The 25,907-nt window shown below is 60.5% G+C and carries 24 protein-coding genes; 12 read left to right on the forward strand and 12 right to left on the reverse strand.

Annotated elements, in window-relative coordinates; all coding sequences use genetic code 11:
* Nucleotides 1-255: 255 nt before the first annotated feature.
* The 4 genes from LB566_RS06790 to LB566_RS06805 are packed head-to-tail and all read left to right on the forward strand — an operon-like array spanning nucleotide 256 to nucleotide 3,718.
* A complete protein-coding gene (locus LB566_RS06790; RefSeq protein WP_224623820.1) occupies nucleotides 256-1,551 on the forward strand; it encodes an MFS transporter in 1,296 nt (431 codons plus the stop codon).
* Nucleotides 1,552-1,585: 34 nt separating this feature from the next.
* Entirely contained in the window at nucleotides 1,586-2,389 is an 804-nt protein-coding gene (locus LB566_RS06795) for an alpha/beta fold hydrolase (RefSeq protein WP_224623821.1), read from the forward strand.
* Nucleotides 2,390-2,409: 20 nt separating this feature from the next.
* On the forward strand, nucleotides 2,410-3,069 hold the full coding sequence (locus LB566_RS06800; protein ID WP_224623822.1) for a glutathione S-transferase family protein: 660 nt from the start codon (nucleotides 2,410-2,412) through the stop codon (nucleotides 3,067-3,069).
* Between the two features lie 22 nt (nucleotides 3,070-3,091).
* The gene (locus LB566_RS06805) at nucleotides 3,092-3,718 is read left to right on the forward strand and encodes an EthD family reductase (protein ID WP_224623823.1); all 627 of its coding nucleotides are present in this window, start codon (nucleotides 3,092-3,094) and stop codon (nucleotides 3,716-3,718) included.
* 146 nt (nucleotides 3,719-3,864) lie between these two features.
* Here the strand turns inward: LB566_RS06805 and LB566_RS06810 are convergent, their stop codons facing one another.
* The 12 genes from LB566_RS06810 to LB566_RS06865 form a co-directional block, all read right to left on the reverse strand.
* Nucleotides 3,865-4,932: an ABC transporter ATP-binding protein gene (locus LB566_RS06810; protein ID WP_224623824.1), complete on the reverse strand. Its 1,068-nt coding sequence runs from the start codon at nucleotides 4,930-4,932 to the stop codon at nucleotides 3,865-3,867.
* Nucleotides 4,929-5,741, reverse strand: coding sequence for an ABC transporter permease (locus tag LB566_RS06815; RefSeq protein WP_224623825.1), 813 nt, complete (start codon nucleotides 5,739-5,741; stop codon nucleotides 4,929-4,931). The genes LB566_RS06810 and LB566_RS06815 overlap by 4 nt, the downstream gene beginning before the upstream one ends.
* Nucleotides 5,734-6,543: an ABC transporter permease gene (locus LB566_RS06820; protein WP_224623826.1), complete on the reverse strand. Its 810-nt coding sequence runs from the start codon at nucleotides 6,541-6,543 to the stop codon at nucleotides 5,734-5,736. Before LB566_RS06820 ends, LB566_RS06815 begins: the two co-directional genes overlap by 8 nt.
* Nucleotides 6,544-6,591: 48 nt before the next feature.
* On the reverse strand, nucleotides 6,592-7,632 hold the full coding sequence (locus LB566_RS06825; protein WP_224623827.1) for an ABC transporter substrate-binding protein: 1,041 nt from the start codon (nucleotides 7,630-7,632) through the stop codon (nucleotides 6,592-6,594).
* Nucleotides 7,633-8,103: 471 nt separating this feature from the next.
* Nucleotides 8,104-8,538, reverse strand: a complete 435-nt coding sequence (locus tag LB566_RS06830) for a nuclear transport factor 2 family protein (RefSeq protein WP_140518043.1) — start codon at nucleotides 8,536-8,538, stop codon at nucleotides 8,104-8,106.
* On the reverse strand, nucleotides 8,525-9,409 hold the full coding sequence (locus tag LB566_RS06835) for an SDR family NAD(P)-dependent oxidoreductase (RefSeq protein ID WP_224623828.1): 885 nt from the start codon (nucleotides 9,407-9,409) through the stop codon (nucleotides 8,525-8,527). Before LB566_RS06835 ends, LB566_RS06830 begins: the two co-directional genes overlap by 14 nt.
* 63 nt (nucleotides 9,410-9,472) lie before the next feature.
* Entirely contained in the window at nucleotides 9,473-10,564 is a 1,092-nt protein-coding gene (locus LB566_RS06840; protein ID WP_224623829.1) for a mandelate racemase/muconate lactonizing enzyme family protein, read from the reverse strand.
* Nucleotides 10,565-10,571: 7 nt separating this feature from the next.
* A complete protein-coding gene (locus tag LB566_RS06845; RefSeq protein ID WP_140549783.1) occupies nucleotides 10,572-12,008 on the reverse strand; it encodes an NAD-dependent succinate-semialdehyde dehydrogenase in 1,437 nt (478 codons plus the stop codon).
* 42 nt (nucleotides 12,009-12,050) lie between these two features.
* The gene (locus LB566_RS06850; protein WP_224623830.1) at nucleotides 12,051-12,593 is read right to left on the reverse strand and encodes an isochorismatase family protein; all 543 of its coding nucleotides are present in this window, start codon (nucleotides 12,591-12,593) and stop codon (nucleotides 12,051-12,053) included.
* Nucleotides 12,594-12,608: 15 nt separating this feature from the next.
* Entirely contained in the window at nucleotides 12,609-14,381 is a 1,773-nt protein-coding gene (locus LB566_RS06855; protein ID WP_224623831.1) for a GMC family oxidoreductase, read from the reverse strand.
* The gene (locus LB566_RS06860) at nucleotides 14,381-14,851 is read right to left on the reverse strand and encodes a nuclear transport factor 2 family protein (protein WP_224623832.1); all 471 of its coding nucleotides are present in this window, start codon (nucleotides 14,849-14,851) and stop codon (nucleotides 14,381-14,383) included. The genes LB566_RS06855 and LB566_RS06860 overlap by 1 nt, the downstream gene beginning before the upstream one ends.
* A gap of 10 nt (nucleotides 14,852-14,861) precedes the next feature.
* Nucleotides 14,862-16,115: a fumarylacetoacetate hydrolase family protein gene (locus LB566_RS06865; protein ID WP_224623833.1), complete on the reverse strand. Its 1,254-nt coding sequence runs from the start codon at nucleotides 16,113-16,115 to the stop codon at nucleotides 14,862-14,864.
* On the opposite strand from LB566_RS06865, the gene LB566_RS06870 reads away from it, so the two are divergent.
* The 8 genes from LB566_RS06870 to LB566_RS06905 all read left to right on the forward strand — a co-directional run bounded on the left by LB566_RS06870 (nucleotide 16,087) and on the right by LB566_RS06905 (nucleotide 25,906).
* Nucleotides 16,087-17,175, forward strand: a complete 1,089-nt coding sequence (locus LB566_RS06870; protein ID WP_224623834.1) for a mandelate racemase/muconate lactonizing enzyme family protein — start codon at nucleotides 16,087-16,089, stop codon at nucleotides 17,173-17,175. The two genes, LB566_RS06865 and LB566_RS06870, sit on opposite strands and share 29 nt — an antisense overlap.
* A complete protein-coding gene (locus LB566_RS06875; protein ID WP_224623835.1) occupies nucleotides 17,160-18,017 on the forward strand; it encodes a helix-turn-helix domain-containing protein in 858 nt (285 codons plus the stop codon). Before LB566_RS06870 ends, LB566_RS06875 begins: the two co-directional genes overlap by 16 nt.
* A gap of 229 nt (nucleotides 18,018-18,246) precedes the next feature.
* Entirely contained in the window at nucleotides 18,247-19,500 is a 1,254-nt protein-coding gene (locus LB566_RS06880; RefSeq protein WP_224623836.1) for a sialidase family protein, read from the forward strand.
* Nucleotides 19,501-19,857: 357 nt separating this feature from the next.
* Nucleotides 19,858-21,057, forward strand: coding sequence for a CoA transferase (locus tag LB566_RS06885; RefSeq protein ID WP_224623837.1), 1,200 nt, complete (start codon nucleotides 19,858-19,860; stop codon nucleotides 21,055-21,057).
* 46 nt (nucleotides 21,058-21,103) lie between these two features.
* Nucleotides 21,104-22,747 carry a thiamine pyrophosphate-binding protein gene (locus LB566_RS06890; protein ID WP_224623838.1) on the forward strand — a complete coding sequence of 548 codons (1,644 nt, stop codon included), beginning with the start codon at nucleotides 21,104-21,106 and terminating at the stop codon, nucleotides 22,745-22,747.
* A gap of 161 nt (nucleotides 22,748-22,908) precedes the next feature.
* A complete protein-coding gene (locus tag LB566_RS06895) occupies nucleotides 22,909-23,895 on the forward strand; it encodes a Bug family tripartite tricarboxylate transporter substrate binding protein (protein WP_224623839.1) in 987 nt (328 codons plus the stop codon).
* A gap of 48 nt (nucleotides 23,896-23,943) precedes the next feature.
* On the forward strand, nucleotides 23,944-24,381 hold the full coding sequence (locus LB566_RS06900; RefSeq protein ID WP_140666745.1) for a tripartite tricarboxylate transporter TctB family protein: 438 nt from the start codon (nucleotides 23,944-23,946) through the stop codon (nucleotides 24,379-24,381).
* 4 nt (nucleotides 24,382-24,385) lie between these two features.
* Nucleotides 24,386-25,906 (forward strand): tripartite tricarboxylate transporter permease, encoded by a 1,521-nt coding sequence (locus LB566_RS06905; RefSeq protein WP_224623840.1) that lies wholly within the window; start codon nucleotides 24,386-24,388, stop codon nucleotides 25,904-25,906.
* Nucleotide 25,907 lies beyond the last annotated feature (1 nt).

Consider the following 25,907-nt stretch of genomic DNA (forward strand, 5'->3'; position numbering starts at 1 on the left):
TGGATTAAAGCAAACCGCGCTTGCCGTTTGTGGCGACAGGGATCGCTTGTGCTCGCGCCCTTTCATCCATTGAAATTACCGGCAAGATTTATTGTCCGCTCAAGATAGCCGTGCAAGCATTCGCCCTAGCACTTCAAACAAGCTGGCCGTGCTTCAGGGCAGAAGCCCAACGCTGCGATCTTGGCGGTGGCATGGCTTGACTCCGCGAAGATCACGTAGCCGGCGGGATGAACGGTGCGACACCGGGAGGAAAGCATGGAACAGGAACAAGCCACGATGGCGCGTGTGACGTGGCGCCTGGTTCCGCTGCTGATCGCAGCGTATCTCATCGCATATCTCGATCGCGTCAATGTCAGTTTCGCCGCGATAAGAATGAACGCTGACCTCGGCCTCTCGGCAGCCGCCTATGGTTTCGGCGCCGGGATATTCTTCATCACCTACACCCTGTTCGAGGTGCCTTCTAACATCATACTGGAAAAGGTGGGCGCGAGGCGCTGGATCGCGCGGATCATGCTGACCTGGGGCCTGGTCTCGGGCGCCATGGCATTCGTGACCGGCGAGACCAGTTTCTACATCCTGCGGGCTTTGCTCGGCATTGCCGAAGCCGGCTTTTTCCCGGGGGTCGTCTTCTATCTGTCTCTCTGGTTCCCTGCCGGGTATCGTGGGCGCATCTCCAGCTATTTCATGGTGGCCATTCCGCTCTCGACAGTGATTGGAGCTCCTCTCTCTGGGATAATTCTTGGAATGGACGGCATGCTCGGATTTAGCGGCTGGCAATGGCTGTTCATCATCGAAGCGGTGCCCGCGATCGTGCTGTCGGTGATTGTCTTCCGGTATCTGACCGACAGGCCCGCGGAAGCGGCATGGCTTGAGCCGGACCAGCGCAACTGGCTGGAGGCTCGCATGGACGCCGAGAACAAGGAGGACGCCGGCGGCCACCACAGCATCGCCGCGGCTCTCAAAAGCCCCAGGGTCCTGGCCCTCGGTCTCGTGTGCTTCGGAGCAGTCGTCACGAATTACGGCGTCAGCTTTTTTCTGCCGCAGATCATATCCGGCTTCGGCCTGTCCGCCCTTGCGACCGGCTTCGTCGCAGCCCTGCCCTATGTCGTGGGCGCCGTTGGTATGATCTGGTGGGGACGGCGTTCGGATACTCGCGGCGAGCGTAAGATACACACTGCGATCGCCATCGCGGTGGCCGTCATCAGCCTGATCGTTTCCACTATGCTGTCGGACCCCGTTCTAAAGATCATCGCCATATCGATCGCCGGCTTCGGCATGTTTGCCTATCTCGGCCCGTTCTGGGCCATACCGAACACCTTCCTGCGCGGACCGGCCCTGGCCGCGGGCATAGCGGCCATCAATTCCATCGCAAACGTGGCCGGGTTCACCGGGCCTTACATCGTCGGCTACGTCAAGACGCTGACCGGGAGTTTCGAAGGCGGGCTGCTGGCTTTGGCCGGGCTCGGCTGCGTCGCGATCGTCATCCTGCTCTGCCTTCCGATCGAGCGTACCGCGCCGCTCGCACGGACAAAGCCGCATCCCGCGGAATAGTGATTATGGGGCTTCACAGCCTGGGAGGACGGAAATGGACTATATCGAGGTCAACGGCACATCGCTGCGCTACGACCTGCATGGCGCGAGCGGCCCCATCCTGGTGATGATCCATGAGATGGGAGGCATGATCGAAAACTGGGATCTGGTCGCGCCACGGTTTGCGCAGAGGTTCAGGGTTCTCCGCTACGATGCGCGTGGCTGCGGCCTGTCGGCGAAGGTAGGCGGCGAACTGTCGGTCGAATTGCTGAGCGACGACCTCCTGGCGCTCCTCGATGCGCTCGGCTTGAGGGAGCCGGTGGCGCTCGCGGCATGCGCCCTGGGCGCGGCGACGGCCTTCGCGTTCGCCGCGCGTTTTCCGGAACGGACGTCGGCAGTCGTCGTGATGAGTCCGGCGATCGACATGAAGCCGGAAGATCGGCCCAGCCGGCGTGCCATGCTCCAGAACGTATTGCGTGACGGGATGCAATCTATCGTCGACGGTGCGATGGCAAGCGGATATCCGCCAGTGTTGCGCGAGCGCGATCCCGAACGATTCCGCGCCTTCCGGGCGCGCTGGCTCGGCAACGACCCTCACAGCTTCGTCGCTCACTACGAATTGTTGATCGACATGGACATCGCGCACTACGTCGAGGCCGTGCGATGCCCGGCACTTGGTATCGGCGGCACGCTAGATGTGTTCCGCTCCCCCGAATATGTGCGCAACGTCATGCGTTCCATCCCGGACGTCGAGTTCGTCACCATCGAGACGAGCCATCACCAGACGGTCGAGACCCCTGAGGAAATCGCCGAAGCGATCGACGGCTTCTTAAAGCGTCGCGTGTTGAGCCAAGCCTAGCCCGATCAAGGATGCGACCGATGAAACTCTATTATTCCCACCGCTCTCCATATGTACGTCTTGTCATGGTTGCGATCCATTGGGCTGGTCTGGCTAAGCGCATCGAGTTGATGAACACGGTCGTCGACATCTACCGACCGTTGCCGGATCTGATGCGGGACAACCCACTGGTAAAGATTCCGACACTGGTTCTCGACGATGCCAGCGCGATCTATGATTCACGTGTCATCTGCGAATATCTGGACGGCTGCCATCAAGGGCCGCGTCTCTTTCCCGAGCGAGGAAAGGCGCGCGTGGAGGCCTTGCGCCGCTTGGCGCTGGGCCACGGCACGATCGACCTGCTTCTGGCCTGGTTCACGGAGAGGAACCGGCCGGGCGCCTTGAAATCACCTGAATTCGTCGCCGCGCTGGAGACCAAACATCAAAACGTCCTGGACCGGATGAACGAAGAGGTGCCCGACCTGATTGCGACGCCGTTTTCGATCGGCCACGCAGCCATCGGCACGGCCCTGTCCTACTCGGATTTTCGTTTTGGCACGCTCGACTGGCGCACGGGGCGTCAGGCGCTGGCCGAATGGCATGATGACTTCCTGAAAATACCGGCGGTGGCTGCGGACCCGTTCTTCGACGATCTGGCGGCGGCGGCTGCCAGGGAACTGAAATCCACCGCAAGCCGTTGAGAAATCTTCCGAAAGCCTGGAAATGATTGTATCCACCAGCTTAATCCGCCGCCGGGAGGACATTTCGCCCGCCGCATTTAAAAGCCATTGGCTCGATCCTCATGGGCCATTGACGGCGAAATTGCCCGGCGCGCGCAAATACGACCAGAACCATGTAGTTGCCGACACGCCGGGAACGAATGAAGCGGCGCGCCGGCTCCGCGTCGATGGATTTCCCGTGCTTGCCTTCGACAGCCCGGAAAGCCGTCGCTTGTCGCATGGCTCGCCCGAAATGGCGGCTTGCAATAAGGATTCCCTTTTTTTCATCGGTGCCGTCGCGCGGGTGATCAGCGACGATGGTGGGGCGCAGGCGCCGGCTGGATCCGAAACCGCGATCAAGCAGCTTCTTTTGGTCCCTGGGGACAGGGGAGTCTTCGCCCTGCCGGACGTCATTGCCGAGCTCGATGGCGTCCTTGGCTCGATCTCGCATACTATCCTCGAGCAGGGAGCAGCCCCCAGCAGTGCCGTCCCATTCATCGGTTTCGGGGTGAGCGCCCTGGCGGAGCTATGGGTTCGCGACGATAGGTCAGTCGTCGCGAATGCGGCCCGGCTCGAACGGGAAGCTCCCGAAGTCGCGACCTTCGCCGTTCAGGTGCACAGGTTCTTCTGAATACGGTACCGGTTTCGTGGGGCGGAAACATCAGGGCGGGTAGCAGCCGCGCTCGTCGCGAACTGTCCATAGCTAGTCTTACCTTGCCGAAAAATTGTGCGACGGGCATTGCTCGTCGCACAATACGTGCCGGAGATCCCGGTCGATCACTCCAGCACCATCACGTCGCTTGACTTGACGCTGAGCGTGATGGGCTGGCCACGCTCCATCGCTCGGAAATCCCTGGTCGTCAGTCGCCGCACATTGACCGTCTCGGCACCGCCCAGGCGAACCTGGATATCGACGACACCACCCGTAAGGGTAACATCTTCCACCGCGCCGGTAACGGTATTCGGCCCCTGTTCGCCATCCGTTGCGACGGCGAAGGATTCCGGGCGGATCATGATCTTGGCCGTGGGCGCGGACAAGGACGTCGCAACGCCCGCTATCTGGAAGCCGCTCCGGGTAAACAGCTTCGCCTCTGTTCCACTGGAGACGACAGATACGTCGAGAATGTTGGATTCTCCGAGGAAATCGGCGGCGAAGACGGTCCGCGGCCTGAAATACAGATCCTCAGGGGTCCCGATCTGCTCCACCTCGCCCCCGTTCATCAGACAGATGCGGTCGGACAGGACCAACGCCTCGCTCTGGTCATGCGTGACATAGAGCAGAGTGACGCCCAGTGTCCGGTGGATGCGCTTGATTTCGAGCTGCAACTGATCGCGAAGCTTCTTGTCGAGCGCGCCGAGCGGCTCGTCCATCAGGATCAGATCCGGATTGTAGACGAGGCACCTGGCAATGGCGATGCGCTGCTGCTGACCGCCGGACAGTTCCTTCGGCTTGCGCGCCCCGTAGCCGCCCAACCCAATCACATCGAGAACTTCGTCCACCTTTTTCCTTATTTCCGTCTCGGAGCATTTCCTCACCCGGAGAGGAAAGGCGATATTCTCGAACACGGTCATATGCGGCATCAGCGCATAGTTCTGGAACACCATGCCAAGTTCGCGCTGGTTGGGCCGCAATCCGGTGACGTTGCGCCCTCCTATCCAGATCGTCCCCGCTGAAGCGGCGATCGATCCCGATATCAGGTTGAGGATTGTGGTCTTGCCGGAACCGCTCGGTCCGAGCAGCGTCAGGAATTCACCCTTGGCAATCTCCAGGGACGTGGGAGACAGCGCCCGCACGGCTCCATAGTCTTTCCCGACGGCGTCCAGCCGGACCATCGCTTCCGTCATCGGTCATTCCTTTGCAGCAAGGACATCGCGACGCACGCGCCGAACGACAGGACAGTCAGCAGACTCGAAATCGCTGCGAGAACCGGAGAAATCTCCCAATGGATGCTGCTGTACATCTTCACCGGCAGCGTTTCCGATTGAACGCTCGAGATGAAGTAGGAAATAACGACCTCATCGAACGATAGAAGGAAGGCGAACAGGCCTGCCACGACAAGCGAGGGCACGACCAGCGGCAGCACGACTTTCCAGATGATGCGCAGTCTGCCCGCTCCCATCGTTTGCGCGGCCAGTTCAAGGTTGCGGTCCACGTAGCGAAGGCCGGTGAAGGCGGTGACTATGACGAAGGGAACCGTAACCACGGTATGGGCCGCGACAAGTCCGAAAGTGGTGCCGACCAAGCCGAGCTGTGACAGGTAGAGATACATCGCGAGCGCAACGGCGATGTGCGGCATGAACATCGGGCTGAGCAGTAGGATCGTCAGCGGCCCCTTGCCTGTGAAATCGGCCCTGGTGATCCCGTACGCGGCGGAAAATCCCAATACTAGCGACGCTGCCATGGTCGCCAGGCCGACCTTCACGCTTTGCGCGGTGACAGCCATCCAGGTCGATTCCTGGAAATACTGCCGGAAGAGTTCGAGCGAATACGAACGGGGCGGGAATACGAGTTCGCTTCCTGTGCCGAACGACATCGGAATGACGATCAGGCTCGGCAGGACGAGAAACACGTAGCCGAAAATGGCCGCCGCGATTCCAATACATGGAAGGAGGCGTTCCGCGAGTGATGCGGCGCCGGGAGGTCGATCAGCCATGAGTTCCCAGCCCCCCGCCCCTGATACGCGAAATGAGAGCGCTCAATGCCGCCGTCATGACGATCAGCATCACGGTAAGGGCGGCAGCCAGGCCCCAGTCCAGCGTCTGCCGGATATGCATCTCCACCAGATTGGCCAGCATCATGTCTTTTGGCCCGCCAAGCAGCGCCGGCGTCACGAACATCCCCAGCGACAGGACGACACAGATGAGACAGCCGGCGCCGACGCCCGGCAGGCTGAGCGGCAGCGTGATGCTGCGAAATATCTTCAGCCGGCCCGCTCCCATCACTTCGGCCGCTCTTCGTAAGTCCGGATTCTGGGCCATCAGGCTGGTCAGTATGGCGAAGATCATGAAGGGCAGCAGGTAGTGCGCCATACCTATGATGACCCCCGGTCGGTTGAAGAGCAGCTTCAATCCAGTCTCGGGGCCGAACAGGGCGCGGGCAATGGTATTTATGACGCCGTCCTGCCCTAGCAGCACGGTGAAGGCGAAGCTCTTGACGAGAATGCTGGTCCAGAACGGCAGCAGAACCAACGTCATCAGCATTGTACGTCGCCGCGGCGGCTGCTTGTAGAGATGATAGGCCACCGGGTAGGCGATCAGAAGCGTCATGATCGTCGACAGGCCGCTGATCTCAAGGGTCGAACGCAGAACTCGCACATAGAGCAGCGATGTGAACAGTTCCTGGTAGTTCGACCCGGTCAGGACCGGATCGAACAGACTGGCCAGAACGACCATCCCGAGCGGCAGCAGGAAGAAAACGACAAAGAATGCCGCGATGGGAAGGACAAATATGATCATTCGGCCGCACTCACGCGAACGCCGTCACCGACCGGGTGGATGTGAACGTCACGTCAAGCGCCACTCGAGAAAGCGACGGCTTGTCTCGACGTAATTCTGGGCCCACCAGTCGACATCCACGAACATGACTTCTGGATCGTCGAATTTCGGCTGATTGGCTTGAACCTCCGCCTTCATGAGCGGAACCGCGCCCGGATTTATAGGAGTGGAGCCGGTCTGATTGCAGAATTCGGCTTGCAGGTCGGGCCGCAGGAAATGCCCCATAAGCTGCATGGCGATGTCGCGCTTCTTTGTTCCCTTGGGGATTACGTGCGTTCCCGGCGTCAGGAAGTTCGGCCCGTACGCAAAATCGACCGAAGACCCCTGCTTCTGCGCGGCCTCGATGCGTGAACTGTAGGTGAATACGAAATCCACCTCGTTGTTCTGCAGGAGTGACACGGTCTGGGGCGTTTCCGCGATCCAATGCGCAACGCTCTGCTTGATCTTGTCGAGCGACGCGAACGCGCGATCGACATCGATGGGATAGACATCACGCGGAGCGACGCCATCCGCTATCAAGGCCATCTCCAAATTGTCTTCGGGCCGCGAGCGCAGTCCCCGCCTGCCGGGAAAACGTTCAATGTCCCAGAATTCCGCCCAACCGGTCGGATGCTTGCCGGCGGGGAATTTCTCGGGATTGAAGCCTATGCCGCCCCGGGAAAAATAATAGGTGTTGAAGAATTTGGACTGACCCCGCTCAAGCGGCCCGTTCTTGTGGACAACCGCATAATCGATCTCCTCCAGCAGCCCGTCATTGCCGGCTGCCGACGCCTGCGGCCCGATAAGATTGACTAGGTCCCATTCGATATTTCCGGTCTGCACCTGCGCCTTCAACTTGGCCAGGTCTGCGCCGGGATTGGAGATGATCTCGATGCCGGTTTCCTTGGTGAACGATTCGATGAATACCTTGTTGATTACGTCCTGTGTCGAACCGCCATATCCGATATAGACAAGAGATTCAGCGGCCCGAGAGCGGGTCGTCAGTAGACTTGGCGCGGCCAAACCGATGCCCACCGCTGCCGAGTTTCTCAAAAACTGTCGGCGCGTCACGGTTTTGTGGATCGAATTCTTGGATATTATCGACATTCCACCCCTCCCGATGGTGAAAGTGCGCCAAGGCGCTCTTCAGTCTGATGTGAAAATCATATCAAGCAGCGGCCTTTGCCCGCGCGCTTGAATTCGCCGAATTCCGGACAATGAAATTGGCCTGCATTCAACCAGATTTGGAAATAGCCCACCGGCACCGGCGCGGCGTTCCTTGTCCCGGTTCTGAAAAGACCGCGCCGCTCACTTTGCTCGGATATGAATTCGGCCATCGCCTGGGGCCGGCCAGATGTCTAGGACCGAGTGAGGGAGTTTCGGATCTGGCGCGATTTGCACGGCGCCGATGCGCTCCAGCGCATCTTCGGGCACAAACGTGCTCGCCATTGCTCCATGCCTACGCGCCGACGGCAGGCGCAAGACAGGCACGGCTCAAATGGCCTCGCGACTTCTGCGCCCGGGCGACCGACCCAATTGAGGTCAGCGCTTGTTCAGCAGCCCCATGTCGCCTGCAATGTCGTGGATGAGGAATTTCCTGCTGAACAGCCATTGGCCGCCGACTTCCTTGAAGCTGTCTTTGTAGGTGCCGCCCATCACCGGGATCAGTCCGGCTTCCGATTCCCTGACGATGAGGTAATCGGAAACGGCGGATGCCTCCTTGCCCGCCACCTCGATCGCGGTGTTGCAGATGTAGTGCTTGCGCTGGGGGCCGTTTCCCTTCGTTGGAACGACCGTCGCCAGGAAGGCTTCGATCTCGCCTCGCCCCGTCGCGGCGCCATAATCGGTTTCCCATAAGCCATCCTCGGCGAACAGGGAGGCGACTCCAGCAAAATTGCAGGCATCGAGGTTATGGCAGTATTTCGCCATCGCTTCGCGGATGGCATCCTTTGCCAACAGGACGTCAAGTGTGCTCATTTTCAACTCCGGGATCGACCGTGCCACAAGAGGACGCGTCGCTGCTGTTGTCACTGAAATCTTCCGTCAGGGGGTTGGCCTTCGCCAGTTGCGATCGCAGGAGCGACAGCTTCTCGTCGATCCGCTCGATGGCATCCGCGCCGAGGATAAGGTGCAAGGGTGGATCCGTCTTGCTCGCCAGGTGCCATACGGCCGCTGCCACGGCGCGTACGTCGCTGCCCCTGCGGGCGGCATTGCGCCCAAGTTCGTCCGTGCGTGCGCCGGCGGTCGCCTGATAGGCCTCCATCCGGACATCCGCCTGCCAGATCGAAGGACCGTTGAAACCGGTGCGCATTCCGCCCGGCGCGACCATAGACACCCTGATGCCCATGCCGGCGACCTCCTTGCGGAGTGCTTCGGTTAAGCCTTCCAGCGCAAACTTGGTGGCGCAGTACGCGCCAGTTCCGGGATTTGAGACAAATCCGGCCACAGAGCCAATGTTGATGATGAACCCACTGCCGCGCTCGCGCATCGAAGGCAGCACTTCGCGTATCAGCGTAGCGACTCCGAAGAAATTGACGTCGAACAGGGCGCGCAGGCTCGTGTCGGACGTCTCCTCGATCGCGCCGTGAATTCCCTGCCCCGCATTGTTCACCAATATGTCGATGCGGCCCGCCCATTGTTCCACCTTGCGAACGGCTGCACGAATGCTTTCGGAGTTGCTGACATCAAGCGCCACAGCCAATGCCGTGTCTGGAAATTCAGCAAATACCGGGTCTGCCGGGGACATTTTGCGTCCCGTCAGCGCCACCCGGTCTCCACGAGCGAGCGCGGCACGGGCAATGGCTGAGCCAAGCCCCTTGCTGGCCCCCGTTACGAGCCAAATACGCATGTTTCCTCCGCATATTCGAACCCGAGGGGAAAGAACAAGCTCACGCACATATCCGTCGCGACCTTACAAACGATATCGTTTGACAGCGGTGACATCGATGTCCAGACCGAGCCCGGGCGCTTCTCCCAGGTGCAGATATCCATCTCGCGGCCAGGGGACTTCCCGGAACATGGCGATGGACCATGGCATGTATTCCACCGTCCGGCCGTTTGGAATCGCGGCGACGAGATGAAGTTGCACCTCGGGCGCGAGGTGGCTCACGACCGGCTTGCCGTGAACCTGCGCCAGTTCCGCGATGGCGAGCCACGGCGTTATTCCCCCTGCGCGAAACGGATCGATCATCACGTAGTCCGGCGGCGCGGCATTCAAGAGTTGGTCGAAGCCGTTGAGCCGATAGATGAATTCGCCGGTCGCGACCGGGACGGGCTGCCCGCCGTTCACCGCCGCCTGCCCGCGCAGGTCGTCATGGGCGATCGGATCCTCGAGCCAGCAAAGGTTGAATTCAGCCATCGCATGGCCCATTTCGATCGCCTGCTGGACAGTCCAGCGCTGGTTGACGTCGCACATCAGTTCGACATCCTCGCCGAGCGCCTCTCGAACCCGACGAATTCGATCCACCTCCCTGTGCCGATCGTAAGCGCCAGGCAGGGCAAGCTGCATCTTGACCTGCCGGTAGCCGTCGTCGGTCAGGCGACGGCATGCCCGCAGGACTATGTCGAGATCGAAATCCCGCATCATGGCTCCGCTGGCATAGGCCGGCACCGGTGTGCCCTTCGCCCCAAGCAATCGCCATAGCGGCTGTCCCGCCACCTTGCCCTTGATATCCCACAAAGCGATATCGAGAGCCGCCTGAGCAAGCGTGAAAATACCCGCTGGGCCAGAGCCACCCGCGAGTGCGCTGATCTTTTCGAATAGTGGCGCAGGATCAAGCGGGTCATGCCCGAGGCACATTTCCGCCATGTCCTCCACGGCCACTTTCAATGCGCGAGAAAGGCCCGCGCCAAGGAAGGTGAAACCGATACCCTCCACGCCTTCGTCGGTACGCAGCAGAAGCAATACCGTGGGCCTGCTCGCGTTCGGCCTGGATGGTCCGCCCGCGAGAGGCTCATTGACCGGCAGGCCGAGCAGCAGAACCTCGAAGCCTGTGATCACCATCGGGTGGTCAGTCCGCCAAGGAGTGGGTAACGAATTTGGAAACCAGATACGGCTCCATCGCTTCCGAGCCGCCCTCGGAGCCGTAGCCGCTGTCCTTCACGCCGCCGAACGGCGTCTCCGGGAGACCGAGGCCATGATGGTTGATCGAAACCATCCCGCTCTCCATCGCATCGCTCACCATGGCTGCCGTGCGTGCGGAACGCGTGTAGGCATAGGCGGCCAGCCCATAGGGAAGCCTGTTCGCCTCTTCGACCATGCTGTCGAAATCGGCGAAGCGCTGCAGCGTCATAATCGGACCAAAGGGCTCCTCGTTCATGATCCTTGCCGGCTGCGGAACGTCTTCCAGGATCGTCGGCTCGAAGAAATTTCCCTGGTTGCCGATTCGGCGGCCGCCTGTAGCGACGGAAGCATTACGGTCCGTAGCGTCCTGCACGAAAGCCTCCATCGCCTGCACGCGCCGGGGGTTGGCCAAAGGCCCCATGTCCGTGCCGGGGTCGGAGCCATTGCCGGTCTTCAGCCGGGCCGCGCGCTCGACGAGCTTGGACTTGAACTCACCGTAAACCTTGTCCTGGATCAGGATGCGCGCGGGCGAGGTGCAGACCTGGCCGGCATTCCGGAACTTGAACGCCGTGAGCAGGTCGGCGGCACGCTCGAGATTGGCGTCCTCGAACACGAGCGTGGGCGAATGTCCGCCCAGTTCCATCGTGGCGCGTTTCATGTGCGCACCGGCCATGGCGGCGAGTTGCTTGCCGACGACGGTCGATCCCGTGAAGGAAATCTTACGGATGGCTGGATGGGGGATGAGAAACGACGATATTTCGCTCGGCACGCCATAGACCAGATTGAGGACGCCGGCGGGAATACCCGCGTCATGCAGGGCGCCGACGATCCGGGCAAGCGCTTCGGGGGCTTCTTCCGGTCCCTTCAGGATCACGGAACAGCCGCTGGCAAGCGCTGCGCCGATCTTGCGGGCAGCCTGTGCGAGAGGAAAGTTCCACGGGCTGAACGATGCCACCGGACCGACCGGCTCGCGCGTGACGGACAGCCTTACATCCGGAGCCCGAGACGGAATGATCCTGCCATAGACCCTGCGCCCCTCCTCTGCGAACCATTCGAAGATGTCGGCGGAAGATTCCACCTCCTGCCTTGCCTGTGCGAGGGGCTTGCCCTGCTCTCGGGTCAGAAGAGGCGCTATGACGGCGCTTCGCTCACGGATCAGCGCCGATGCCTTTCGAAGAAGGGCGCTGCGTTCGACGGCCGATTTCGCCCGCCACAGCCGGAAGCCTTTGTCGGCGGCGCTGCAAGCTTCTTCGAGATCCTTGGAGGTCGCCACGGCCACCGCTCCCGCCGTGGCGCCGGTTGCCGGATCCCAGAAATCGGTAGTCTCGCGCGTCGCGCCGTCGCGCCACATGCCGTCGATATAAAGTTGAACCGTTTCACCCATAATCTGTCAGTCCTTGGTTTGCGGCGCAGCGCTTCCCCAGCATTACTGGATCAGTTTGCTGAGGAGCTTGAATTGCGGCGCGGCGGCCGTCTTCATCATCTCGAACACGACCATTTCGGCCGTGACAATCGCTATACCTGCAGCATTCATCCTGTCGCTGGCGATCTCCTTGCTGGAATCGGCCCGCGAGCCGATGGCGTCCACCGCAACGAACACCTCGAAGCCTCGATGTTTGAGTTCCAGCGCGGTCTGGAGAACGCAGATGTGAGCTTCCAGGCCGCACAGGATCGCCTGCTTCCGCCCCAAACCCTCGATATGCGCCATGAGGCCCAGGTCGCGGGCACAGGAGAATTCCACCTTGGCAAAGATGGCATCGTCGCCAACAAGCTCCGCGAGAGCCGGAACCGTCTTTCCAAGCCCTCTGGGATACTGCTCCGAAACGACCGCGGGAACCTCCATTTCGCTTGCCGCCTTCAAGAGCACGGCGCAGTTGCGTTCCACCGCGACATTGTTTGCGACCGCCGGAAGCAGCCGCTCCTGGACGTCGATGACCAGCAGGAATGCGGTCGTGGCTTCCACAAGCATCATCATTTTCCCATATCACGCGGCCGAAGCTTCGCTAGGAACCGTATTGGACGCGCGTTCCTTCTTGATCAGATCCGCCATGCGTTCGGCGACCATGATCGTCGGTATATTCGTGTTGGCGCGGGGAATGGACGGCATCACAGATGCATCGCATACGCGGAGCCTTCCAACGCCGTAGACACGGCCACTGTTGTCCGTCACCGCCAGCGGATCGTCCTGCCTGCCCATCCGGCAGGTACCCACTGGATGCCAGACCCCCGTCACGCACTCGGTCAGATAGTTGTCGAGGACCGTGTCGTCGGAAAGGATTTCCGCAAGCGTTGCCCCCTCGGTCACGAATTTCCTGACAAGCCACGGCCGCATGGCCGGAAGGGCGTCAAGCATCGAGGCAAAGATCTGCATCACCGCCTGGTTGCGCATACCCGGCACGGAGAAATGCCGGACCCGGTCGGAATAATTGGCGGGGAAGGCTATGCTGGAAATGCCCGAGACGGTTTCGGATTGTGCCAGCGCCGCCACGAAGCGGAATGCCTCTCTCAACCTTTGCATGTCGCGATCGTCAGAAAGCATCCTGAAATCAACGATCGGCTCAGCCTCGACGCTGCCGCTGGCCAATCGCACGCTTCCCTGGGAATAGGATTTGTTGACCCACACATAGAGCGTGCCGATCCGATATCCCATCGCGTGCCAGCCGGAGCGCGCAATTATCGCGAGGCTCATATCGCCGTCGGGACAATCCTCCAGCCCGGACGAATATCTGAGATGGGCTTGGGTATGATGGCGAAAGGGATTGTGCATGCGGGCGGAGCGGTCGAGCAGGCACGACACCGAGATGACCGGGTGCTCAATCAGGTTGCGCCCGACGCCACGACGATCGGCGATGCCCTTCAAACCCAGCGCGGCAACTTCGCTCGCCGGCCCGATGCCGCTACGCAAAAGCATTGCGGGACTGTGTATGGTTCCGCAACTCAACACGGTTTCGCGCGCGGCAACGGTGTGATGCCGGCCTTGGCCGTCCCGCAGGACGGCGCCCGTGGCTTCCTTGCCGTCGAACATGATCCGTTCGACCATCGTCTCCGTCAGCACCGACAAATTGGATCGCGCACGCACGCTCGGCGTCAGATACGCATAGGCGCAGGAAACGCGCTGCCCGTTTTCATCGACTGAAGTCGCCACCGGCATGTAGCCGTCGCGCCAGGCGCCGTTCTGGTCGTCGACCAGCCCGTAGCCTTGCCGGTCGAGTTCGCCCGTCACCGCCCGGACGAAGCCTGTCCAGTCATCCGTGGGAAAGCGGCTGATCGCCACCGGTCCATCGGCACCGTGCAGGTCGTCGTGGAAATTCAGGTCGCGTTCGAGCTTGCGGAAATAGGGCAGAACGGACTCCCAATCCCATCCGCCCGCCCCGAGGCGCTCCCATTCATCATAGTCGGATGGCGCGCCCCTGTTGGCGCAGAGACCGTTGATCGTCGAGCCGCCACCCAAAAGCCGCGACTGCTCGTAGCGGGCGATGCGCCCGGCTTCGGGATCGTTTCGCCGGCCGCCGCCCAGGCGCGCCTTCAATCCGGGCCATGTGTAGTCCGGATTGAAATATGCTTTGCCCGGATAGTTGGAAAGCACGTCGTCGGACGCGGTCTCACGGGTCACATTCTTGCCGGCCTCCACCAGCACGACCGAGACGTTCGGATCCTCGGAGAGCCGGGAAGCCAAGGTACAACCGGCAGAACCGCCACCGATGATCAGGTAGTCACAAGTTTCGCCGGGCGCGGCGGGATGGCTGCGAGGGGACATCAGCGCTTCTCCTGCCCGGCACCCAAGGCGAGTGGAGACGACGCGCCCTCGCGCACGAAAATCCAGGTTATGATGCGCTCCTTGAAACGCCAGCGCCCGTCCTCCCCGCACTCGTAAATGTCGTCGTAGTCGGCCACGACCATCGGGTCGGCGGGATGCGGCGGCAGGCCGTCTTTGGCAAAGAGTGTCAGGACGCATGATCCACCCACGCGGCCATCATCGAGAGGCGTCAAGCGCAGATTGCTAAAGATGTGTCTCGCCGTGCGCGGGCCATTGTCCTTGCGGAGACTGTAGCTGTTGCGGATTGCCTCTCTGCCGACGCTGCGGCCTCCCGTCGAACGGCCATAGACGCCATCGACGGTAAACAGGTCCGCGACCCTTTCGGACTGATCGTGGTCGATCAGGTAGGCGAACTCCGAGTTCAGGGCTTCGATTTCGAGCCGCAGCAAGAGCAGGTTGCGAAAGTCCATGGCAGTCATTCTAGCCGATCGCTATTACGGTGTTAGAGAGAGTCCCGATTTTTTCGATGGAGACGGAAACCGGCCCCCCCAGTGTGCGCAGATTGACATTCTGCACAGCCCTACCGGTTCCGTTCGCGCGCTGGAGCGCGGTTCCCATTGAGACGATGTCACCCGGCACCATCGTCATGTAGCCGGAGATGAACTCCAGGACTTCGGGGATTTTGTGGGTAAGGTTGCGGGTGCTGTCTTCCGTGACGAGCTCGCCCTTATGGTCGCATCTAACCGAAAGCGCGTGCGGATCAGGCACCTGGGTTCGCAAGACGATCCAAGGCCCCATGGGGGAGAACGTGTCGCTGCATTTGTAACGTCCCGAATAGGATACGAAGGTGTCGACAAATTCGATCACCGTATCGTCGTCCTTGCGCGGATGGATCGCACGATAGTGAAAAGTATCCTCGGCCCGCATGGTGGGAGATGTGATGTCGTTGTGGATTGTATAGCCGAAGACGTAATCCATTGCCTCGGCGGCGCGAATGTCCTTTGCCGTCTTGCCGATAACCAGCGCCAGTTCCGGCTCGGGGTGGACACGTCCGTAATGCTCCTTGACCAGAATCGATTCGCCGTGCCCTACCAAAGCGTTCGCGCCTTTCACGAAGATCGCCGGATGGTTCGGCCCCGAGAGGATCCGATCCGAATTGGCGCTGTTGTTGAGCGCGAGGCAACAGATTTTTGACGGCCTGCGGACTGGCGGGTGCCACTGAATGGCCTCCGGAGCTATCGCCGGTATCGCATCGGGATTGGCCGAGAAGGCGTCGTGGACCTGTGCCAGGTCTTGCAGAGCAGCCGGGCCTGCCTCGATCAACGAAATCATGTCGCCGCCCCAAGCCGGCGAAGCGCCCGTGAAAGCCTTCAGGGCGTCCCCGAGACTTGCAATCCGACCGTCAGGGCCCTCGGTAACCAGGATATCGGCTCCGGCTGCTTTCACACTTGCGATTTTCAAATCCCGCACCTTTCTCGCTATTAACGGCGCGGCACGAATATTGGCCGCGTTGAATCTGCCTGATGCCGCCAATGATTTGCCAGGCAAACGCCCGCTTGGAGCTTGTTGATGCCCGAATTCAGCAAAGAGACCCTCCAGACGCAAACGACTTGCGCTCCAATTTCGACCACTGAAACTCAAATCGGCAATCCGATCCGCCGCGCACGCCCGTGATAGAAGGAAGCGGAACCATGAGGAGGACGACTTGAAGATCGAAACCGTCGACAGTTTCATGCTTTCCCTGCCGTATCGGACGAGCGGAGGTTTTCATTATATTGCCGGCCGGCCGTCGAATGCGCTTGCGATGCTGCTGGTCCGAATCAGGACCACGGATGGGTTGACGGGATGGGGCGAAGCCTTTGGCCACGCCGGCGCGGTCGCGACAAAATCCATGATCGACAGTTTGGTGGCGCCGCTGCTGGTGGGCGAAGACGCGCGCGACATCGGCACACTGATGGAGAGCGTCCGCCGCAAGATCCATTTGTTTGGGCTCAGCGGACCGGTAGTCTACGCGATTTCCGGCATCGACATCGCCCTGTGGGACCTCCGCGGTAAACGAGAGGGCAAATCAGTGTCCGACCTTCTCGGGAAGAGGCGGCACGAATTGCCGGTCTATGCAAGTTTCCTGCGGTGTTCGTCGGACGAGGCCTTGGAGAAAACCTGTTCCAGCGCGCTGGGCGAAGGCTATGGAACCGTCAAGCTGCATGAGATCACCCTTGAACGGATACGGCTGGCTCGGCGCAGCCTCGGCGAACCGACCGCGTTGGCGGTCGATACGAACTGCCCGTGGAGCGTCGAACAGTCGAAGGAAGTGCTTGCGGCGGTCCGCGACCTGAACCTGCGATGGATAGAGGAACCCGTATGGCCGCCGGACGACTATGCCGGGCTTGCGCGCCTGCGCGGGGCCGGGACGCCGATTTCCGCCGGAGAGAACACGGCATCCGTCGACGATTTTGAACGGCTCCTCGCCGCCAAGGCGGTGGATGTCCTGCAACCCAGCGTCTGCAAGGTTGGCGGCATCACCGAAATGCTCAAAATACTGACGAGGGCGGATAAGTATGGCGTCGAAGCGATCCCCCATTGCGGATACATGGGTTCCGGTTATCTCGCCAACCTGCACATCGTCGCATCGCTACAGCCGGAAATTCCGGTGGAACGCCTCTATATCGAGCTGGAAGAATCTCCCTTCCCCACGATGCCCATGGTCGCTAACGGACATACGGTTGTTCCCGCCGGCCCAGGACTGGGTTGTGACCCGGATATGAGGATTGTTGAAAAATGGCAGGCCACATAAGCTGTTTTCCCATGCCACTGGTAACCCCTCAGCCACAGGAAACCGACGAAGAGTCTCCGAGCTCTTCGAAGCGGCGCAGCTACGCGGATGTGAGCCTGGTGCAGCGAACGCTTGCGGTGCTGGAATGCGCCAACCGCCTTGAATTGATCACGGTGCAACGGATCAGCGACGAATGCGCGATCCCGCCCAGCAGCGTCGTACGCATCCTCGAAACGCTTTGCGCGGAAGGTTATTTTGAACATGTTTCGCGGCGGGGCGGATATTCGCTCACCTCCAAGGTCAAGGCGCTCAGCGCGGGCTATCACAGCAAATCACTGATCGTCGAGATCGTGAAGCCTGCCGTGGACGCCCTGACGAAGGAATATCTCTGGCCCTTTGCCGCGGCGACGCTCGAGCACAATGCGATGGTTGTCCAATACTCCTCGATTCCGCTTAGCCCCCTGGCACATGTGCGAAGCACACTGCACAAGCGCGCCTCCCTGATCAGTCGGGCTCACGGGCTCGCTTACATGGCATTCTGCAGCAGCCGCGAAAGAACCCTGCTCCTGAGGCTCGCACTGGAGCGCGACTTCGACGAAGACAAGATCGTCAGCACCAACTATCAGTGGCGCAAAGCGCTGCGAATGACGCGCAAGGCAGGATATGCAAGTCGACTTTCGAGGGCCGATCCTTTCACGAATTCATTGGCGGTGCCAATCGTGGTCGAGCCCGGGCACGTCGTTGCCACTATCGGTGTAACCTACTTTCGAAGGGTCGTTAAACGTTCGCAGATCACGGTCATCGCTGATGCGCTTCGTGCGGAAGCTTCATCCGCCGCCGACGCGATAAGGCGCAGAATGTAGCCTTTCCGAAAGACCGATCGAACGCATCGCGTGTCTTACCTGCACGCTGGGGCCGAACCGCCGAATGCTCAACGCGGCCGGTGCTCCGGTGGATGTCCGGAGCCTCGGATGCTCCAGTTTCATTCGCTGAAAGTGACGATAGTGCTTATTGCCTCCATCGATATTTTCCGTCTGGCTCGAACGCCTTGTTCGATTCAAGCGCCGAGCCACGCGTCTTCCGGAAACACCGATGATCAAGAAATTGCTTCCTCCACGCTTCGCCACGGATACCGAGCACGCCGTCGTATACCGGCGTGAAAACGAGTTCGCGAGCCACCCCTTTTCCCGCGGCTTCTGGGAAACCGCGGCGGGCCATCTCATCTGCAATTTTTCGGTTGCCGCCGCCGATTATTCCGGAGACCCCCGCGGCCTCGCCCACCACAATCTGATCAAGAATCCGGGCGGCAGGCGTGGCGTCACGATTCGATCGAAGGATCGGGGCCGGACATGGCATATTTGGAACGAGGACAGGAACCGCCCCGGGATGGACGTTAGAGGCCCGCAGCCGGGGATAGACGGAAAGCCCGGCGGCTTGGCGGAAATCGGGCCGATCGACTTCACCGACAGGGATGTCCTCGTCTCGAATTTTTATTACCAGTACACACAGGAAGATCCACAAATCGGGGATTTCGTGCCGACCCTGACCACCGCTTTCGGCCCCCCGGACAACCAAGTCTTTTTCCGCATTTCAAAAGACGCTGGCCAGACCTGGTCGCGCTCGGCGATGCTGCCGCTCGACGGCCTCTATTCGCTAAGCGCCGTGGAATCCTCATTGGTCCGACCCGATGGACGATGTCTGCTCTTCCTGACGGGCGGCGAGACCAGCGAAGGACAGCACAACCGGTTCCCTGCCGGGCCCGAACACGGCGCGCCCAACCGGCCACTTGTCTACCGCAGCACTGAAGATGGCACCGAATTCCACTTTCTCTCCTTCATAACCCCGCGAGACGATCCCGATTTCAGCGGAATGCAGCGAATGTATCCGCGCGGCATCATGTTGCCGAGCGGCAGAATCTTCTGCACGTTGCGTGTCGATCGGAACTGGTCAGGCGACATGTGGACCGAAGCTTTCAAGAGCGACGATGGCGGGCAGACCTGGCAGTTCCTTTCGCGAGTCAACGATTTCGGGGCGCCAGGCTCCCCTGTGCTGCTGAACGACGGGCGCCTGGTGGTCGTCTACACCTATCGGCTGCCGCCCTATGGCATGCGCGCCATTGTCAGCGAGGACGAGGGAGAGACATGGGGTCCGGAAATCATCATCCGTGGCGATGGCGGCAGTTGGGATATCGGCTATCCGCGCGCTTGGGAGGTTGAGCCGGGCAGGGTTGGAACGGTTTACCACTACAACGATATTAACGATCCCATCCAGGTAAAGCCGGCCGACACTCTTTGGGGTGCGGGCGGCGTGCGCTACATAGCCCGCAGCATCTTCTCGGTGGATTGATCGTGAAAGGTCGGCCCGCCGCACTTTCGGCAGCCATTGACGATCAACAACCATGACGAGGCCACTGCGGCTTGGCCGCCAAAATCGTCGCCACCGATCGCCGGTATAATTTCACTTGATGAAATTATAGACAGTCCGCATTGCTATCCGGCCCTGCGAGGAAGTATTCGACCCTGCAAGCAGCGGCCGGGTACGCGGACAGGCGGGCTACTGGAACCCAGCCTCAAGCGGCTGATCTGCCTCGAGTTCGTTCGGCTGAGACTCGTCATTCCTTAATATTCTAATGCCTTGGGAGGGGTAATGAGTTCGAGCAACAATGCGTCCAACCCGGAAGAAGCAGGCACCGGCAAACCGGCGTTGGCCGGCATCAGGATCGTGGATCTGACGCAATTTGAGGCGGGAACGTCTTGCACCGAAACCCTGGCCTGGCTTGGCGCGGACGTCATCAAGGTGGAGCCGCCGAAGCGCGGAGAACAGGGTCGCGGCGCGACCACCGACAAGCTCGGCTCCGACTCCCCCTATTTCCTTCTGCTCAATGCAAACAAGCGCAGCGTGACATGCAATTTGAAGACGGAAGAAGGCCGTAAGCTGATTGAGAAGCTGATCGCGCAGGCCGACATCTTCATCGAGAATTTCGCGCCCGGCGCGATCGAGCGGCTTGGCTTCGACTATGGACACGTGCGCTCGATAAACCCGCGTATCATCTATGCGCAGATCAAGGGGTTTGCACCGACGGGTCGGTTCAGGAACTTCCTCGCATTCGATCCGATAGCCCAGGCCGCCGGTGGGGCATTGTCGATCACGGGTGAAGACGGCGGCCGCCCTTTGAAGCCAGGGCCGAACATCGGTGATACCGGAGCGGGGCTTCACTGCGCGATCGGCATTCTGGCCGCGCTGCATCAACGTCATACAACCAATAAGGGCCAGCGCATCGAAGTCACGATGCAGGACGCCGTCATCAATTTCGGCCGCATCGCCTATGCGGCGCAATATATGTTCGGCGCCCCCGCGCCACGCTGCGGCAACCAGAGCATCATCGCCGGTACGTCGCCGAGCGAGGTTTATCCCTGCAAGGGCGGCGGGCCCAACGATTACTGCTATGTCTACACGACTCGCGCCAGCAATGCCCATTGGCATCGCCTGCTGGAAGTCGTGGACCGCAATGATCTCCTGGACGATCCGCGTTTCATCGACGCCAAATCCCGTGCGGCCAATTTCCGCAGCGTGGACGAGGTCATATCGGCCTGGACCGTCCAGCATGACAAACACACCGTCATGCAGCTTATCGGCGACGCCGGAATCCCGGTCAGCGCCACCTTCGACACCGTCGAGCTTTCGCAGGATCCAGACCTGCGCGAGCGAGGCACGTTCGTTACTGTCGATCATCCAGTGCGTGGCGAATTTGTTCTCCCCGGAGCCATGATCAAGCTATCGGCCAGCCACGTGCCGGTGAAACCCGCACCTTTGCTCGGCGCCGACAATATCGAGATCTACCGGGATCTGCTTGGGGTTCCCGAAGATGAAATCGCGCGCCTGCAGGAAGCTGGCGCGATCTAGCAGCTTGATCTAGCCACTCCCTGCCCCTGAACAGAAGAAGACGAAAATGGTCCGTGGATATACGTTGTTTGGCGAAGCTCTCGCGAGAGAGGGTGTGGAAACTGGCTTCTACATCATGGGAGGACCGATAAACGATGCGGTCAAGGCTGCCATCAGCGGCGGTGTGCGCATGGTGGATACCCGGCACGAGCAGGCGGCTGCAATGGCCGCGCAGGCCTACGCGCGAGTAAAATGCAAGCCTGGCTTATGCATGGGCGCATCCGGGCCGGGGACGATCAATCTTACCCTGGGCCTCGCCAATGCACTGGTCGACTGTGCGCCCGTCGTCGCCTTCGGAGGAGCAAGCCCAGTTGGGCAGTATCTGCAGGGCTCGTTTCAGGAGGTAGATCAGTTGGCAATCATGCGGCCGGTCACGAAATGGGCCGAACGTGTCTATGACGCTCGACGTATTCCGGAGTACGTCAACATTGCCCTCCGGCGGGCCATGGCCGGCAAGCCAGGCCCGGTTTATATCGATCTACCCGGAGACGTGCTTTATGCCGAAGTGGACGAGGCCGAAGTCGTATGGCCCAAGACGCCGGCAAGTGCGGCACGCAGCAGACCGGCTGCCGACGCGGCTACGTTGTCCAAGGTCGCCGACGCGCTTGCAAAGGCAAAACGCCCTGTCATCGTGACAGGCAGCGGCATCCTGTGGTCGCAGGCTTCCGAGCAGCTTGGCGCCTTCGTCGATGCGACCGGCATTCCATTCTACACCACGCCTCAGGGCCGCGGCGTGATTCCTGAAGACCATCCTTATTTCTACGCTCATGCGCGTTCCACGGCCTTCAAAGAAGCCGACCTCGTGCTGATTGTCGGTACTCGCCTCAACTACGTCATTTCTCACGCCCGCCCGCCACGTTTCTCGGAAACCGCGACGATCGTTCAGATCGACACGGACGCCGATGCCGTCGGAGCAAGCGACCGGGTCGATATCGGCATCGTGGCGGATGCCGCCGCGGTGCTGGAACAACTCCGCGACGCCGTGAAGTCATCGCTCACGCCGGACGGGTTCGCAGAATGGCGGGAGCAACTTGCCACGGTGGAGCGCAAGCGGGCGCCAAAGCACGAGGACGCCATCGCTACCGACCAGATGCCTGTTCATCCCCTCCGGCTTTGCAAGGAGGTTCGCGATTTCATCGACCGGGACGCCATACTGGTTGTGGACGGCCAGGAGATTCTCAATTTCGGCCGTCAGACAATTCCAACCTACCGGCCAGGCCACAGGCTGAACTCGGGGCCGTTCGGCACCATGGGCGTGGGCATGCCCTTCGGCGTGGGCGCCAAGGCCGCTCGACCCGACGCTCAAGTCGTGGTGCTGCATGGCGACGGCTCGTTTGGCCTCAATGCGATGGAACTCGACACAGCGGCCCGGCATGGCCTGCCGCTCCTCGTCGTCATCAGCCTGAACGGAGGGTGGACAGCCGATCCTACAAAGGTCAAGCCTGGCCGGGATCTCGGTTACACGCGTTTCGACAAGATGGCCGAATCCCTTGGTTGCTATGGCGAATATGTGGAGCGCCCAGAAGACATCAGGCCGGCTCTCGAACGTGGCGCCGCGGCAGTCTCGAAGGGGCAAACCGCCGTCATCAACGTCGTGACTGACTGGCGTGCGCAGTCCACCACCGCGAGTTTCACCGCTTATCGAACCTGAGGGGGTTCAGGTGGACCAGGCGCGCCCGCGCTGCTCGTCGGACCACAGCGAAATGGCGCGCCGTCGCCATCACCGACACATCGACCACGGAAGTAAAGTGCAGAAACGTGGGAGGGGCTGTCCAGCTCGGAAGCAGAAAACGTTCAAAAGTGGAGGAGACTATGGGCACGAACGACAAGACTGAAATCGACGCGATCAACCGCAGCCGGCCAACCCGGCGTAGCGTGATACTTGGATCGGCGGCGGCACTGGCGCTCTTTTCCTCGGCAGGCGCGCTTGCCGAGCAATGGCCGTCCCGGCCGATCGAACTGATCGTTCCGTTTGCGCCGGGAGGCGGCACCGATCTTCTGGCGCGGGCGCTGGCGGATGAACTTTCAAAGCAGTTTGACGTGCCCGTGCAAGTCGTCAATCGCGCGGGCGGTGGCGGCGTTGTCGGCTTCGAGGACATCAAGGCGGCAAAACCCGATGGCTATACGCTCGGCATTCTCACGGCGCAGTTGATCACGGCGAACCTGCGTGGCGTGATGAAAACGTCCTACAAGGACTTCGCGCCCGTGGCGATGCTGACGATTGACTATGCCGGCCTGAGCGTCCAGGCCAATTCCAAGTGGAAGACGCTGCCCGAGTTTCTGGACGCCGCAAAGGCCGATCCAGGTTCGATAACGGTTGGCAACGGCAGCCAGGGCGGCAGCTTCCATATGCTTGCCCGCAATCTGGAGGAAGCCGCGGGCGTGAAGTTCAAGCACGTGCCGTTCGATGGAGGACCGGCGGCCATCGTTCAGTTGCTTGGCGGACATATCGACAGCACCGTCAACGGTGTCACCGAGACGTTGCCCTATATCCAGTCGGGACAGCTACGCATGCTCGCCGTGGCGGGAACGAAGCGATACCCTGAGCTGCCCGAAGTGGCGACGTCGGCCGAACTGGGCTATCCGCTCGATATCGCCACCTGGCGAGGTGTGGGAATGCCGAAGGACACGCCTGCCGAAATTGTTTCCAAGGTCTCCGACGCGGTTGCAAGCGCCGTGAAAAGCGAAAACTTCCTTGATTCAATGAAAAAGATCGGTGCCAACGTCGAATATATGAACTCCCCCGATCTGACAGCGTATCTCGCGAAGCAGGAAGAAGTTTACAAGAAGATATTCTGACATCCAAAGATCGCATTACATCGTCGATGATTCCAGAGAGTTTCGAAAATGAAACTAAATAAACCGGAATGCGCCGTAGCTGCCTCCATTGTTATTTTTGGTATCGCCATGGCTTGTTTCGGGAGTTTCTATGGCGTTGGCTCTCTTGAAAATATGGGGGCCGGGTATTTCCCGGTCCTCCTTGGCATTACCACTGCGGCTGCCGGCATCGCGGTCTTGCTTGAGGTCCGGCACTCGGACACTCCAGCGCCCGAAATTCCCTGGCGGGCCTTCATCTGTGTTTTCTCGGCGCTCCTGATCTGGGCTCTCCTGGTCGAGCACATCGGGCTGTTTCCAAGTTCAATGCTGCTCGTGATTCTCGGGTCGCTAGGGCGCAACAAGGTCAGGATGCGAGCCATGATCCTCACCGCGCTCATCGCCTCGGCTGCCTCCGTGGTGATTTTCATCGAGGGGTTCGAGCTTCCCCTGCGCGCTATTGCCTGGTGACGCGATGACGAATTCCCTTGTAAATCTCATGCATGGCTTCGGGCACGCCCTGACGCCTGAGGCTCTTCTATTCTGCCTGATCGGTGTAACGATCGGCACGCTTGTGGGCGTTCTGCCCGGCATCGGCGCGCTAGCCGCAATTTCGCTGAGTCTGCCGTTGACGTATTATGTCGATCCGCTGCTTGCGCTGATCATGTTGTCCGGCATTTTCTATGGAACCCAGTATGGCGGATCGATCACGGCGATCCTGCTCAACCTCCCCGGTGAGCCGTCAACCGCGATCACTTGCCTTGATGCGCATCCGATGGCCAAGAAAGGTCGAGCGGGAGCCGCCCTGTTCATTACGGCTGGCGCTTCTTTCGTGGGTGGGACGCTTGCGCTCGTCCTGCTGGTTTGCTTCACGCCGTTTCTGGCGAGCATCGCGCTGCGCTTTTCCTCGGCCGACTACTTTGCGCTCATTCTCTTCTGCCTGATTGGGGCCTCGATGCTCGGGCTTGGGTCGCCGGTGAAAGGCTTCTCCATGGTAGCTGTGGGACTGCTGCTCGGCATGATCGGGACGGATGTCACCACAGGGCAGGCACGCTTCACGCTGGGCGTCCCATCCTTGATCGACGGTGTCGATCTCGTAGCAATGATGATGGGGCTGTTCGGGGTGTCGGAGATCATTTCTACCTACCTGCACGAGGACGGCGCTTCAAAGCCCGAGCGGGTAACGCTCCGCTCACTCATCCCGACACGCCAGGAGGTACGGGAGGCGACGATGCCGACCCTGCGGGGTTCGGTTCTGGGTTCCGTGATCGGACTGCTGCCTGGCATGGGCGCCACTTTGGGAACCTTCATCGCCTACTCGATCGAGAAGCGCATTTCCCGCGATCCGTCTAAATTCGGCACCGGCGCGATCGAAGGGATCGCTTCGCCCGAGGCCTGCAACAATGCGACGGTCCAGGCCTCGTTCATCCCCATGCTCGGCATCGGAATCCCCAGCGGCGCGGTCATGGCGGTGCTGATGGGCGCGATGATGATTCATGGAATCCAGCCCGGACCGCTGATGATGGTGCAGCATGCGGATATTTTCTGGGGGGTGGTCGCGAGCATGTGGGTTGGAAACGTGATGCTGCTGGTTCTGAACATTCCGCTCATCGGCATATGGGTCAGACTGCTTTCGGTGCCTTCGCACATCCTGAGCCCAATCGTTCTGCTGGTGATGTGTATCGGTGTCTACAGCGTCAACAACAACGTCTTCGACATCTACACGATGATGATATTCGGAATCCTGGGCTACATATGCTCTTCCTTCGGGTATTCGCCGGCGCTTCTCATACTGGGGGTCATATTGTCCCCCATCCTGGAGGAGCATTTCCGACGCGCCCTGCTGATTTCGGATGGAGATTATTTCGTCTTCCTGCAGGAGCCGATCAGCGGCACGTTCATCGTTCTGGGCCTTATGATCGTTGCCCTGTCGCTGCGCGGCGGCGCATCGGCGCTGATCCTGAAGAGGCGCAATGCCCGGATCATCGATGAGTAGT

Source organism: Mesorhizobium sp. CA13 (assembly GCF_020165235.1).
In the GTDB taxonomy this organism is placed as follows: Bacteria; Pseudomonadota; Alphaproteobacteria; order Rhizobiales; family Rhizobiaceae; genus Mesorhizobium.

What these genes read in the sequence shown, in the direction of transcription:
- LB566_RS06790 (WP_224623820.1), top strand. Translation starts at nt 256, where the DNA reads ATGGAACAGGAACAAGCCACGATGGCGCGTGTGACGTGGCGCCTGGTT.
- LB566_RS06795 (WP_224623821.1), top strand. Translation starts at nt 1,586, where the DNA reads ATGGACTATATCGAGGTCAACGGCACATCGCTGCGCTACGACCTGCAT.
- LB566_RS06800 (WP_224623822.1), top strand. Translation starts at nt 2,410, where the DNA reads ATGAAACTCTATTATTCCCACCGCTCTCCATATGTACGTCTTGTCATG.
- LB566_RS06805 (WP_224623823.1), top strand. Translation starts at nt 3,092, where the DNA reads ATGATTGTATCCACCAGCTTAATCCGCCGCCGGGAGGACATTTCGCCC.
- LB566_RS06810 (WP_224623824.1), bottom strand. Translation starts at nt 4,932, where the DNA reads ATGACGGAAGCGATGGTCCGGCTGGACGCCGTCGGGAAAGACTATGGA.
- LB566_RS06815 (WP_224623825.1), bottom strand. Translation starts at nt 5,741, where the DNA reads ATGGCTGATCGACCTCCCGGCGCCGCATCACTCGCGGAACGCCTCCTT.
- LB566_RS06820 (WP_224623826.1), bottom strand. Translation starts at nt 6,543, where the DNA reads ATGATCATATTTGTCCTTCCCATCGCGGCATTCTTTGTCGTTTTCTTC.
- LB566_RS06830 (WP_140518043.1), bottom strand. Translation starts at nt 8,538, where the DNA reads ATGAGCACACTTGACGTCCTGTTGGCAAAGGATGCCATCCGCGAAGCG.
- LB566_RS06835 (WP_224623828.1), bottom strand. Translation starts at nt 9,409, where the DNA reads ATGCGTATTTGGCTCGTAACGGGGGCCAGCAAGGGGCTTGGCTCAGCC.
- LB566_RS06840 (WP_224623829.1), bottom strand. Translation starts at nt 10,564, where the DNA reads ATGGTGATCACAGGCTTCGAGGTTCTGCTGCTCGGCCTGCCGGTCAAT.
- LB566_RS06845 (WP_140549783.1), bottom strand. Translation starts at nt 12,008, where the DNA reads ATGGGTGAAACGGTTCAACTTTATATCGACGGCATGTGGCGCGACGGC.
- LB566_RS06850 (WP_224623830.1), bottom strand. Translation starts at nt 12,593, where the DNA reads ATGCTTGTGGAAGCCACGACCGCATTCCTGCTGGTCATCGACGTCCAG.
- LB566_RS06855 (WP_224623831.1), bottom strand. Translation starts at nt 14,381, where the DNA reads ATGTCCCCTCGCAGCCATCCCGCCGCGCCCGGCGAAACTTGTGACTAC.
- LB566_RS06860 (WP_224623832.1), bottom strand. Translation starts at nt 14,851, where the DNA reads ATGGACTTTCGCAACCTGCTCTTGCTGCGGCTCGAAATCGAAGCCCTG.
- LB566_RS06865 (WP_224623833.1), bottom strand. Translation starts at nt 16,115, where the DNA reads ATGAAACTGTCGACGGTTTCGATCTTCAAGTCGTCCTCCTCATGGTTC.
- LB566_RS06875 (WP_224623835.1), top strand. Translation starts at nt 17,160, where the DNA reads ATGGCAGGCCACATAAGCTGTTTTCCCATGCCACTGGTAACCCCTCAG.
- LB566_RS06880 (WP_224623836.1), top strand. Translation starts at nt 18,247, where the DNA reads ATGATCAAGAAATTGCTTCCTCCACGCTTCGCCACGGATACCGAGCAC.
- LB566_RS06890 (WP_224623838.1), top strand. Translation starts at nt 21,104, where the DNA reads ATGGTCCGTGGATATACGTTGTTTGGCGAAGCTCTCGCGAGAGAGGGT.
- LB566_RS06895 (WP_224623839.1), top strand. Translation starts at nt 22,909, where the DNA reads ATGGGCACGAACGACAAGACTGAAATCGACGCGATCAACCGCAGCCGG.
- LB566_RS06900 (WP_140666745.1), top strand. Translation starts at nt 23,944, where the DNA reads ATGAAACTAAATAAACCGGAATGCGCCGTAGCTGCCTCCATTGTTATT.
- LB566_RS06905 (WP_224623840.1), top strand. Translation starts at nt 24,386, where the DNA reads ATGACGAATTCCCTTGTAAATCTCATGCATGGCTTCGGGCACGCCCTG.